General features: G+C 46.2%; 1 protein-coding gene, 1 tRNA gene, 5 rRNA genes and 1 pseudogene. 6 read left to right on the top strand and 2 right to left on the bottom strand.

Going from position 1 to position 12,940, the window contains the following annotated elements:
* Positions 1 to 80 precede the first annotated feature (80 nt).
* The 5 genes from GUY17_RS16825 to rrf (GUY17_RS16805) all read left to right on the top strand — a co-directional run bounded on the left by GUY17_RS16825 (position 81) and on the right by rrf (GUY17_RS16805) (position 9,999).
* Positions 81 to 2,985, top strand: a 23S ribosomal RNA gene (locus GUY17_RS16825).
* Positions 2,986 to 3,183: 198 nt separating this feature from the next.
* A 5S ribosomal RNA gene (gene rrf / locus GUY17_RS16820) occupies positions 3,184 to 3,299 on the top strand.
* A gap of 1,621 nt (positions 3,300 to 4,920) precedes the next feature.
* Positions 4,921 to 6,463: ribosomal RNA gene (locus tag GUY17_RS16815) — 16S ribosomal RNA — on the top strand.
* A gap of 377 nt (positions 6,464 to 6,840) precedes the next feature.
* Positions 6,841 to 9,745 (top strand): 23S ribosomal RNA (locus GUY17_RS16810).
* A 138-nt stretch (positions 9,746 to 9,883) separates the two neighbouring features.
* Positions 9,884 to 9,999, top strand: a 5S ribosomal RNA gene (rrf, locus tag GUY17_RS16805).
* Together the 16S, 23S and 5S rRNA genes form the textbook arrangement of a ribosomal RNA operon.
* A 244-nt stretch (positions 10,000 to 10,243) precedes the next feature.
* Here rrf (GUY17_RS16805) and GUY17_RS16800 read toward each other — a convergent pair.
* Positions 10,244 to 10,438: pseudogene (locus GUY17_RS16800) on the bottom strand (IS630 family transposase); the annotation flags it as partial.
* A gap of 180 nt (positions 10,439 to 10,618) precedes the next feature.
* A protein-coding gene (locus GUY17_RS16795) for an IS3 family transposase (RefSeq protein ID WP_162021994.1) occupies positions 10,619 to 11,778 on the bottom strand; the annotation gives its coding sequence in 2 pieces (ribosomal slippage) (positions 10,619 to 11,520 and positions 11,520 to 11,778; 1,161 coding nt in all).
* A gap of 471 nt (positions 11,779 to 12,249) precedes the next feature.
* Between GUY17_RS16795 and GUY17_RS16790 the strand changes: the two genes are divergently transcribed.
* Positions 12,250 to 12,326: transfer RNA gene (locus GUY17_RS16790), tRNA-Trp, on the top strand.
* The last annotated feature ends 614 nt before the right edge of the window (positions 12,327 to 12,940 follow it).

Genomic DNA, 12,940 nt, shown 5'->3' with positions numbered 1-12,940 from the left:
TCGGAGGTGAGACAAGTAAAAACCAGCTGGTCATGATATGGCCCAGATGTTCACGCAAGTGAAACTCATTTGGGTTGTATGGTTAAGTGACCAAGCGTATACGGTGGATGCCTTGGCAGTCAGAGGCGATGAAGGACGTAATAACTTGCGAAAAGCGTTGGCGAGCTAGTAATAAGCATTTGAGCTAACGATATCCGAATGGGGAAACCCAGCAGCATAAGCTGTTATCACTACATGAATACATAGTGTAGTGAGGCAAACCCGGGGAACTGAAACATCTAAGTACCCGGAGGAAAAGAAATCAACCGAGATTCCCCTAGTAGCGGCGAGCGAACGGGGATTAGCCCTTAAGTCTATGGGGTGTTAGTGGAATGTGTTGGAAAGCACAGCGGCACAGGGTGATAGCCCCGTACATGAAAACTAACCATAGATGAAAACGAGTAAGGCGGGACACGTGACATCCTGTTTGAATATGGGGGGACCATCCTCCAAGGCTAAATACTCCTGACTGACCGATAGTGAACCAGTACCGTGAGGGAAAGGCGAAAAGAACCCCTGTGAGGGGAGTGAAATAGAACCTGAAACCGTATACGTACAAGCAGTGGGAGCGGTTCTTGAGACCGTGACTGCGTACCTTTTGTATAATGGGTCAGCGACTTACATTTTGTAGCGAGGTTAAGCGAATAGCGGAGCCGTAGGGAAACCGAGTGTTAACTGCGCGTTTAGTTGCAAGGTGTAGACCCGAAACCGAGTGATCTAGCCATGGGCAGGTTGAAGGTTGAGTAACATCAACTGGAGGACCGAACCGACTTATGTTGAAAAATGAGCGGATGACTTGTGGCTGGGGGTGAAAGGCCAATCAAACTCGGAGATATCTGGTTCTCCTCGAAAGCTATTTAGGTAGCGCCTCGAGCGAATACCATTGGGGGTAGAGCACTGTTAAGGCTAGGGGGTCATCCCGACTTACCAACCCTTTGCAAACTCCGAATACCAATGAGTACTACTCGGGAGACAGACAGCGGGTGCTAACGTCCGTTGTCAAAAGGGAAACAACCCAGACCGTCAGCTAAGGTCCCAAAGTGTATGTTAAGTGGGAAACGATGTGGGAAGGCTTAGACAGCTAGGATGTTGGCTTAGAAGCAGCCATCATTTAAAGAAAGCGTAATAGCTCACTAGTCGAGTCGGCCTGCGCGGAAGATTTAACGGGGCTAAACATACCACCGAAGCTACGGGTGCATTTCATTAGAGATGCGCGGTAGAGGAGCGTTCTGTAAGCGGTTGAAGGTGAAGGGGTAACCCACACTGGACGTATCAGAAGTGCGAATGCTGACATGAGTAACGATAAAGGGAGTGAAAAACTCCCTCGCCGGAAGACCAAGGGTTCCTGTCCAACGTTAATCGGGGCAGGGTGAGTCGACCCCTAAGGTGAGGCCGAAAGGCGTAATCGATGGGAAACAGATTAATATTTCTGTACTTCCGCTAACTGCGATGGAGAGACGGAGAAGGCTAGGCTAGCGCGGCGTTGGTAGTCCGCGTTTAAGGTGGTAGGTTGATTTCTTAGGCAAATCCGGGAAATCGTACTTTAATGTACAGGCTGAGAGCTGATGACGAGTCACTAAGGTGATGAAGTAGTTGATGCCATGCTTCCAGGAAAATCTTCTAAGCTTCAGGTTAGTGGGAATCGTACCCCAAACCGACACAGGTGGTCGGGTAGAGAATACCAAGGCGCTTGAGAGAACTCGGCTGAAGGAACTAGGCAAAATGGTACCGTAACTTCGGGAGAAGGTACGCTCTTGTTGGTGATGAGACTTGCTCTCTAAGCTGACGGGAGTCGCAGATACCAGGTGGCTGCAACTGTTTATCAAAAACACAGCACTGTGCAAAATCGCAAGATGACGTATACGGTGTGACGCCTGCCCGGTGCCGGAAGGTTAATTGATTGGGTTATCTTCGGAGAAGCTCATGATCGAAGCCCCGGTAAACGGCGGCCGTAACTATAACGGTCCTAAGGTAGCGAAATTCCTTGTCGGGTAAGTTCCGACCTGCACGAATGGCGTAATGATGGCCACGCTGTCTCCAGCCGAGACTCAGTGAAGTTGAAATTGCGGTGAAGATGCCGTATACCCGCGGCTAGACGGAAAGACCCCGTGAACCTTTACTATAGCTTGGCACTGAACATTGAACCTACATGTGTAGGATAGGTGGGAGACTTTGAAGCTTGGACGCTAGTCTGAGTGGAGTCAATCTTGAAATACCACCCTTGTAGTTTTGATGTTCTAACTCTGGCCCCTTATCGGGGTTGAGGACAGTGCCTGGTGGGTAGTTTGACTGGGGCGGTCTCCTCCCAAAGAGTAACGGAGGAGCACGAAGGTTGGCTAAGTACGGTCGGACATCGTACGGTTAGTGCAATGGCATAAGCCAGCTTAACTGCGAGACATACACGTCGAGCAGGTACGAAAGTAGGTCATAGTGATCCGGTGGTTCTGAATGGAAGGGCCATCGCTCAACGGATAAAAGGTACTCCGGGGATAACAGGCTGATACCGCCCAAGAGTTCATATCGACGGCGGTGTTTGGCACCTCGATGTCGGCTCATCACATCCTGGGGCTGAAGTCGGTCCCAAGGGTATGGCTGTTCGCCATTTAAAGTGGTACGCGAGCTGGGTTCAGAACGTCGTGAGACAGTTCGGTCCCTATCTGCCGTGGGCGTTGGATGATTGAAGGGAGCTGCTCCTAGTACGAGAGGACCGGAGTGGACGAACCGCTGGTGTTCGGGTTGTCATGCCAATGGCATTGCCCGGTAGCTACGTTCGGAATCGATAACCGCTGAAAGCATCTAAGCGGGAAGCGAGCCCTAAGATGAGTCATCCCTAGAGCTTTAAGCTCTCTGAAGGGCCGTAGGAGACTACTACGTTGATAGGCAAGGTGTGTAAGCGTTGTGAGGCGTTGAGCTAACTTGTACTAATGACCCGTGAGGCTTAACCATACAACCCAGATGGGTTTTACTGACCTTAGTGTTAGAATGAGGCGCTTAAACAGTGGTCATAAAATGCTCCATGCGTTTATGACATCAAGTACATCCGTGTACTTGTCGAACTCAAGACTCTTAATAAGAGTAAAAGCAATCAGCTTTCCGAATTATTATTTAATGCATCAAGAATAGTGCGTTAGATAAACAAATTTGTCTGGAAACCATAGAGCTGTGGCACCACCTGATCCCATTCCGAACTCAGAAGTGAAACACAGTATCGCCGATGGTAGTGTGGGGTCTCCCCATGCGAGAGTAGGTCATTTCCAGGCGCCTAATTGACTCGAAAGAGTAGTGATAAGCCCGTTACTAACGTAACGGGCTTTTTTACGTCTGCAATTTATAGTGTAGAGTTTGTCATTGGCCAAAACATGACAGCAGTTTGTCGAATATGCCCATGTGTGAGTAGGTCATTTCCAGGCGCCTGATGGACTTGCAATAGTCGCGAAAAAGCCCGCTATGATGTAGCGGGCTTTTTGTGTCCAAAATTTGTATCGTGCCGGGAGGTTAATTCATCAATCTAGTTCACTCCTTAAAACATCAACTCTGCAGGCTTTTGGGTTTTGTGCATATACATCGTCTACAGACTCATTAAGCTACAATAGTAGTCATACTTAGGTATCGATTTTGTTTTAAAGTTTACCAAAAATGAGTCCATTACTGCATGTTGCCAGCATTTATGTCTTCGGTTGATATTCTGTCCTATTTTATACTTTCATGGCTTTCATATTGGCTCAAATCAAATGGGGATTTTGTCTTTCACAACAGGCAACTTACCAATGTCTCACATATAAATTTATTACCACAGCTAAATAGGTCCATTTTGTTCTAGGCCAGATACGTTATAAAATCAGACCAGGTTTATCGCGCCAACATTACACTCTTGTTGTAACAAACTAGGCGTAACTGTAGGTTCATCATTGGCTATCTTGTAGTGATTTTTTCTCTACTGATTAGTTGGTTACCTCTTAATAATTATCGAACTCCCTTTCTAAGTAACAATAAACGTGAATATTCTCATCGATAATACGGTCTAACTTTCATCCATCAATATCGGCAGATGCGGTTATTAGGTTATTAGGTTATTAGGTTATTAGGTTATTAGGTGCCACTTGCCGTTAATTGATGTCATGACGCAATTCTCTAGGGTTTATGTTGGATTGATAACACCAAAGTGTATCAGTACTCATTATTAGCTCGATTATATGATTGGCCAAACGTGATTTATCTACTTTTGGGCAGCATAGAGCACAAATGCAAAGCTCATCATCAAAATCGATAATATGCTTGCCCATCTGACCAGGGGTAAAATATGAATTTAGTTATCCATGATTGTGGGTAAGTCTGTGGGTAAGGTGTGCCTAAGGTGGTGTTAAGTCGAGTATAAGAATTAATTGATAAATATGCTAAAAAAGGCCTTGCGCAAAACCGTGTGGTGCCTATAATGCGCATCCACTGACACGGCAGACAGCGCAAGCGGTTACCGAGTCAGGTTGAATTAAGTGCTTCAAAACACAGAGTTCAAGGCGAAAAGAAAGTTTGAAAAAACACTTGACGCCAACCCGGGAAAGCGTAGAATATGCACCCCAAGCCAACGACCTAGCGTCAACGGCCGCTGAATGAAAAATCGAAAGATGTTCATGTTAGCAACGTTCTTTAACAATCTAAACAAGAAATCTGTGTGGACATTCACAGGTATTGAGTTATTCGAAATTGTCTTCTGTTCTTCGGAATGTTGGCAATCAAAAAATTACAACTCAATGCAACGATGAATGTTCATAGTAATATGTACAAACATTTAATTGATTCTTCCGAGTCTTTTAAATGAAATCAGAATTCATTGAGCCGAAAGCGTCGTTCTTATTTATAAGAGTGGGGTTTTCAAAAGAACTTTAATTGAAGAGTTTGATCATGGCTCAGATTGAACGCTGGCGGCAGGCCTAACACATGCAAGTCGAGCGGTAACACAAGGGAGCTTGCTTCTGAGGTGACGAGCGGCGGACGGGTGAGTAATGCCTAGGGATCTGCCCAGTCGAGGGGGATAACAGTTGGAAACGACTGCTAATACCGCATACGCCCTACGGGGGAAAGGAGGGGACCTTCGGGCCTTCCGCGATTGGATGAACCTAGGTGGGATTAGCTAGTTGGTGAGGTAATGGCTCACCAAGGCGACGATCCCTAGCTGTTCTGAGAGGATGATCAGCCACACTGGGACTGAGACACGGCCCAGACTCCTACGGGAGGCAGCAGTGGGGAATATTGCACAATGGGGGAAACCCTGATGCAGCCATGCCGCGTGTGTGAAGAAGGCCTTCGGGTTGTAAAGCACTTTCAGTAGGGAGGAAAGGTAATAGTTTAATAAACTATTACTGTGACGTTACCTACAGAAGAAGGACCGGCTAACTCCGTGCCAGCAGCCGCGGTAATACGGAGGGTCCGAGCGTTAATCGGAATTACTGGGCGTAAAGCGTGCGCAGGCGGTTTGTTAAGCCAGATGTGAAATCCCCGGGCTCAACCTGGGAATTGCATTTGGAACTGGCGAACTAGAGTCTTGTAGAGGGGGGTAGAATTCCAGGTGTAGCGGTGAAATGCGTAGATATCTGGAGGAATACCGGTGGCGAAGGCGGCCCCCTGGACAAAGACTGACGCTCATGCACGAAAGCGTGGGGAGCAAACAGGATTAGATACCCTGGTAGTCCACGCCGTAAACGATGTCTACTCGGAGTTTGGTGACTTAGTCACTGGGCTCCCAAGCTAACGCATTAAGTAGACCGCCTGGGGAGTACGGCCGCAAGGTTAAAACTCAAATGAATTGACGGGGGCCCGCACAAGCGGTGGAGCATGTGGTTTAATTCGATGCAACGCGAAGAACCTTACCTACTCTTGACATCCACAGAAGAGACCAGAGATGGACTTGTGCCTTCGGGAACTGTGAGACAGGTGCTGCATGGCTGTCGTCAGCTCGTGTTGTGAAATGTTGGGTTAAGTCCCGCAACGAGCGCAACCCCTATCCTTATTTGCCAGCACGTAATGGTGGGAACTCTAGGGAGACTGCCGGTGATAAACCGGAGGAAGGTGGGGACGACGTCAAGTCATCATGGCCCTTACGAGTAGGGCTACACACGTGCTACAATGGCGTATACAGAGGGTTGCAAAGCCGCGAGGTGGAGCTAATCTCACAAAGTACGTCGTAGTCCGGATCGGAGTCTGCAACTCGACTCCGTGAAGTCGGAATCGCTAGTAATCGTGGATCAGAATGCCACGGTGAATACGTTCCCGGGCCTTGTACACACCGCCCGTCACACCATGGGAGTGGGCTGCAAAAGAAGTGGGTAGTTTAACCTTCGGGAGAACGCTCACCACTTTGTGGTTCATGACTGGGGTGAAGTCGTAACAAGGTAGCCCTAGGGGAACCTGGGGCTGGATCACCTCCTTACCTATACGACTAACTCAATACCTAAAGTGCAGAGATGCATGTGAGTGTTCACACAGATTACTTGTTAACTTCTTCGGAAGTAGAGTGAAACACACCGCTTGCCGGTTAAGTGTTGTTCTTTAACAATTTGGAAAGCTGATAGTACTAACTAAAGGCGCATGAATGACGATTCGTTGTTATTGATGTGATTACGTTAGTGCGAAAAACGTTAATGCGAAAGCATTAACACTTGAGTTCTCAAAACACTGTTTAAGTGTCTTGAATATTCTAAAAAACTAAGGCGAGTCCACTTCCTGGTCGGAGGTGAGACAAGTAAAAACCAGCTGGTCATGATATGGCCCAGATGTTCACGCAAGTGAAACTCATTTGGGTTGTATGGTTAAGTGACCAAGCGTATACGGTGGATGCCTTGGCAGTCAGAGGCGATGAAGGACGTAATAACTTGCGAAAAGCGTTGGCGAGCTAGTAATAAGCATTTGAGCTAACGATATCCGAATGGGGAAACCCAGCAGCATAAGCTGTTATCACTACATGAATACATAGTGTAGTGAGGCAAACCCGGGGAACTGAAACATCTAAGTACCCGGAGGAAAAGAAATCAACCGAGATTCCCCTAGTAGCGGCGAGCGAACGGGGATTAGCCCTTAAGTCTATGGGGTGTTAGTGGAATGTGTTGGAAAGCACAGCGGCACAGGGTGATAGCCCCGTACATGAAAACTAACCATAGATGAAAACGAGTAAGGCGGGACACGTGACATCCTGTTTGAATATGGGGGGACCATCCTCCAAGGCTAAATACTCCTGACTGACCGATAGTGAACCAGTACCGTGAGGGAAAGGCGAAAAGAACCCCTGTGAGGGGAGTGAAATAGAACCTGAAACCGTATACGTACAAGCAGTGGGAGCGGTTCTTGAGACCGTGACTGCGTACCTTTTGTATAATGGGTCAGCGACTTACATTTTGTAGCGAGGTTAAGCGAATAGCGGAGCCGTAGGGAAACCGAGTGTTAACTGCGCGTTTAGTTGCAAGGTGTAGACCCGAAACCGAGTGATCTAGCCATGGGCAGGTTGAAGGTTGAGTAACATCAACTGGAGGACCGAACCGACTTATGTTGAAAAATGAGCGGATGACTTGTGGCTGGGGGTGAAAGGCCAATCAAACTCGGAGATATCTGGTTCTCCTCGAAAGCTATTTAGGTAGCGCCTCGAGCGAATACCATTGGGGGTAGAGCACTGTTAAGGCTAGGGGGTCATCCCGACTTACCAACCCTTTGCAAACTCCGAATACCAATGAGTACTACTCGGGAGACAGACAGCGGGTGCTAACGTCCGTTGTCAAAAGGGAAACAACCCAGACCGTCAGCTAAGGTCCCAAAGTGTATGTTAAGTGGGAAACGATGTGGGAAGGCTTAGACAGCTAGGATGTTGGCTTAGAAGCAGCCATCATTTAAAGAAAGCGTAATAGCTCACTAGTCGAGTCGGCCTGCGCGGAAGATTTAACGGGGCTAAACATACCACCGAAGCTACGGGTGCATTTCATTAGAGATGCGCGGTAGAGGAGCGTTCTGTAAGCGGTTGAAGGTGAAGGGGTAACCCACACTGGACGTATCAGAAGTGCGAATGCTGACATGAGTAACGATAAAGGGAGTGAAAAACTCCCTCGCCGGAAGACCAAGGGTTCCTGTCCAACGTTAATCGGGGCAGGGTGAGTCGACCCCTAAGGTGAGGCCGAAAGGCGTAATCGATGGGAAACAGATTAATATTTCTGTACTTCCGCTAACTGCGATGGAGAGACGGAGAAGGCTAGGCTAGCGCGGCGTTGGTAGTCCGCGTTTAAGGTGGTAGGTTGATTTCTTAGGCAAATCCGGGAAATCGTACTTTAATGTACAGGCTGAGAGCTGATGACGAGTCACTAAGGTGATGAAGTAGTTGATGCCATGCTTCCAGGAAAATCTTCTAAGCTTCAGGTTAGTGGGAATCGTACCCCAAACCGACACAGGTGGTCGGGTAGAGAATACCAAGGCGCTTGAGAGAACTCGGCTGAAGGAACTAGGCAAAATGGTACCGTAACTTCGGGAGAAGGTACGCTCTTGTTGGTGATGAGACTTGCTCTCTAAGCTGACGGGAGTCGCAGATACCAGGTGGCTGCAACTGTTTATCAAAAACACAGCACTGTGCAAAATCGCAAGATGACGTATACGGTGTGACGCCTGCCCGGTGCCGGAAGGTTAATTGATTGGGTTATCTTCGGAGAAGCTCATGATCGAAGCCCCGGTAAACGGCGGCCGTAACTATAACGGTCCTAAGGTAGCGAAATTCCTTGTCGGGTAAGTTCCGACCTGCACGAATGGCGTAATGATGGCCACGCTGTCTCCAGCCGAGACTCAGTGAAGTTGAAATTGCGGTGAAGATGCCGTATACCCGCGGCTAGACGGAAAGACCCCGTGAACCTTTACTATAGCTTGGCACTGAACATTGAACCTACATGTGTAGGATAGGTGGGAGACTTTGAAGCTTGGACGCTAGTCTGAGTGGAGTCAATCTTGAAATACCACCCTTGTAGTTTTGATGTTCTAACTCTGGCCCCTTATCGGGGTTGAGGACAGTGCCTGGTGGGTAGTTTGACTGGGGCGGTCTCCTCCCAAAGAGTAACGGAGGAGCACGAAGGTTGGCTAAGTACGGTCGGACATCGTACGGTTAGTGCAATGGCATAAGCCAGCTTAACTGCGAGACATACACGTCGAGCAGGTACGAAAGTAGGTCATAGTGATCCGGTGGTTCTGAATGGAAGGGCCATCGCTCAACGGATAAAAGGTACTCCGGGGATAACAGGCTGATACCGCCCAAGAGTTCATATCGACGGCGGTGTTTGGCACCTCGATGTCGGCTCATCACATCCTGGGGCTGAAGTCGGTCCCAAGGGTATGGCTGTTCGCCATTTAAAGTGGTACGCGAGCTGGGTTCAGAACGTCGTGAGACAGTTCGGTCCCTATCTGCCGTGGGCGTTGGATGATTGAAGGGAGCTGCTCCTAGTACGAGAGGACCGGAGTGGACGAACCGCTGGTGTTCGGGTTGTCATGCCAATGGCATTGCCCGGTAGCTACGTTCGGAATCGATAACCGCTGAAAGCATCTAAGCGGGAAGCGAGCCCTAAGATGAGTCATCCCTAGAGCTTTAAGCTCTCTGAAGGGCCGTAGGAGACTACTACGTTGATAGGCAAGGTGTGTAAGCGTTGTGAGGCGTTGAGCTAACTTGTACTAATGACCCGTGAGGCTTAACCATACAACCCAGATGGGTTTTACTGATACGACTTAGTATTAGAATAAAGCGCTTAAGCAGTGCGAGAGACTCAAAAAGCAATCAGCTTTCCGAATTATTATTTAATGCATCAAGAATAGTGCGTTAGATAAACAAAATTTGTCTGGAAACCATAGAGCTGTGGCACCACCTGATCCCATTCCGAACTCAGAAGTGAAACACAGTATCGCCGATGGTAGTTTGGGGTCTCCCCATGCGAGAGTAGGTCATTTCCAGGCGCCTAATTGACTCGAAAGAGTAGTGATAAGCCCGTTACTAACGTAACGGGATTTTTTACGTCTGCAATTTATAGTGTAGAGTTTGTTATTGGCCAAAACATGACAGCAGTTTGATGTGGTCAAGTAAAACTGTACACAAACAGGGGGCGTTTTTATGCTGCCATTTCGGCAGCGGCTGGCGTCATATAATTGTTATAACTATGACCACGTTTTGTATTGTAATGCTTTATACCATTTACATTAATTAATTGGTCAATTCTGTCCACCGTCTAGAACATAGTTGAATCACCCTTTCCGGCTCTGCAATAAATCGATTCCATGCAATGGAACACTGCTCAACAATATCGTCATATCCACTAAAACAACGATTAGCGAGTTCATTCTGACGAAGCCACAATACTTGTTCTATTCTGTGGAATAGGGGGAGCTTAAGTGATAATTGAGCGGGTCTACCTGGATTATGTTTATCATCGAGGCTGCTAATGCCATGAGTTAAATAGCTATCGCGTAGTAGCTAACATTATCATCTCAAACATCGTGGATTAGTAAAGCCTGAACGTGAGAATTTACGTCAGTAACAATTGCAATACTGTAATGGTCAAGTATTTCTGGAGAGATTTTAAGCCGCTTTTTTTAACTCATTATATTTTTGATGTGGCGTCTTATAATCTATTGCTGAATGTCTGCGTTTGTAATTGTAGAACTGGATATATTGCTCAACCACACTGACTACAGAACTGTGATTGATAAAGGCTAAATGGTTCAATCTTTCAGTCTTTAAACTCCTAAAGAATCGTTCCATCACGGCATTATCCCAACAATTTCCTCTACGACTCATACTTTGTTTAATGCTTAAGTGCTTTAGCTTTTCTCTGAACACGTTAGCAGAGTACTGGCAACCCTGGTCTGAGTGAAACATCAACTCCTGTGTATTTGGCCTCTGACGTTGTATCGCGTTATTTAATGCCGCTGTCGCTAACGCGGTATTGGGTTGGCTTGATAAGGCATACCCAACGATTTCTTTCGTTCCTAAATCAAGTACACAGGCTAAATAACTCCATCCTTGATGTGATTTTATGTAGGTAATGTCACCCACCCAATGAGTGTTATAAGTCGTAGGGTTAAACTGCCGTTTAAGCAAATTGGGTGCGTAAACATGTTCGTCACCAGTGTTAGGATAGTAATGCTTTTTCTTTGGCCTAATCGCTTTTAATCCCAAATTTTTCATTACTGTAGCAATGGCGTAAACCCCGACTTTACACTCTAAATCTAATAAGTCGGCCTGTATTCGACGTTTGCCATACGTCGCATTTGAATCAGAGAAGGCTTGCTCTACAAATTGTATCAGAGTCTGTTTTTCAACACTTTGTGGTATCGGTTTGTAATAAAAACTACTGCAACTGATCTCGAATACGCGGCACAACTCACTCATTCTAAAGCCTGGGTTTGCTTTCTTTACTTCGCGCATCATTTTAAGTTTTGATTGTCTCGAATGAAGAAAGCTGCAGCCTTTTTTAAGATATCATTATCCCTCATTGCTTGTTTTAGTTGGGCTTCTAGGAGTTGAATTCTTCGTTGGTCTTCAGTTAATGCTTTGGTATTTTCTGGTGTTTTACCGGCTAATTCAGCTTGGTACTGCACTTTCCATCGAGACACAGCAGATTTACCCGCACCTGACATATCTTCAATTTGCTTGTTCGTGTAACCCTGTTCGACCATCAGCTTGGCATATTCTAATTTTTGAAGAGGGCTGACAGTGATTTTCGTTTTTCTAATCATGATAAATACCTTTAAGATTTTGCTTATTTTAAGCTATAAATCTCTACAGTTTCATTAGACCATTACATACACCGTGATAGCCGAGAGCCTGCAGGAGCGAGAACGATGCTGGCTAGCTTAATCAGTTGGGTAAAAATGTTGGCCGTTATAAGGCTGCTAGATTAATGAGAGATGCAGGACTCATCAGTAGTCAATCCAGGAAGCATCGTTACAAGATAGCGAATGATGAGTCTACAATCGCGTCTAACTTGTTAAAGCGGCTGTTTAACGTTGACGCCATAAACTGGGTTTGGTTTGGCGTGCGGATGTGACGTACGTTTGGTCTGAAGCCAAATGGCTCTACTTAGCTGTATGATCTACACATAAATTGATTAGATTGGCTAACTTGCCTGAAAAAACTGCAATTGAGCACTTTATGATAAAAAGTACTTTACCTTTGGTGGTGGTTTTAGCATAATGCCCCTCGTCAACAGGGGTGTAGTTCCAATTGGTAGAACAGCGGTCTCCAAAACCGATGGTTGCGAGTTCGAGTCTTGCCACCCCTGCCAAATAAAATAACGGCTTGCATAGAAATATGCGAGCCGTTTTCAATTGTGTAGAATATAACTTAGAAACAGAAAGTTTAACATCTGTACTCCTGTTATTACCCCTTTGTCCCTTTTGTAATTTATATTTTTAGACTTATGAGTATAAATTTTTTGTTTCTCTATATATGGGCTTTCTTGTTCCTGTTTCACTTTCATTGTTGCTAAGAGCAGCCTGACGTTTCTGAGTTAGCCTGTTGTTTTTTCATTGGTGATGGAAATGCTTGTCGCTCTTATGTGCATTTTTATTTAGTTGACTACTTCATGTCATCCTCATTATGCCTTTATTTGTTTCTTATCCATTTTCCTTGGAAAACGATTAGTTCAGTAGAACTCTGCAAAGCCTAGGTTTGTAGTTTTCTGGATTTTTTCGACAAATTCTCGAACTACTGTCTGTAGTATTTTCGATTTATGTACTGAATATTCTGATGTTTTATGGATAATTCACTACGGAGAATTAACATTATGCGTTAATCCTCCGTAGCTTTTTCTTAACGGAATATCAGGGGGGGGTAGATTTATACTGTTAGTGTATTTAAAAGTAGTAGTTAACCATGTTAACCATGGTTAGTTTGCTC

Origin of the sequence: Shewanella sp. Arc9-LZ, assembly GCF_010092445.1 — a bacterium.
Taxonomy (GTDB): domain Bacteria; phylum Pseudomonadota; class Gammaproteobacteria; order Enterobacterales; family Shewanellaceae; genus Shewanella.
The sequence above is the reverse complement of the archived record's forward strand: the minus strand, read 5'-3'. Positions and strand labels throughout refer to the sequence as shown.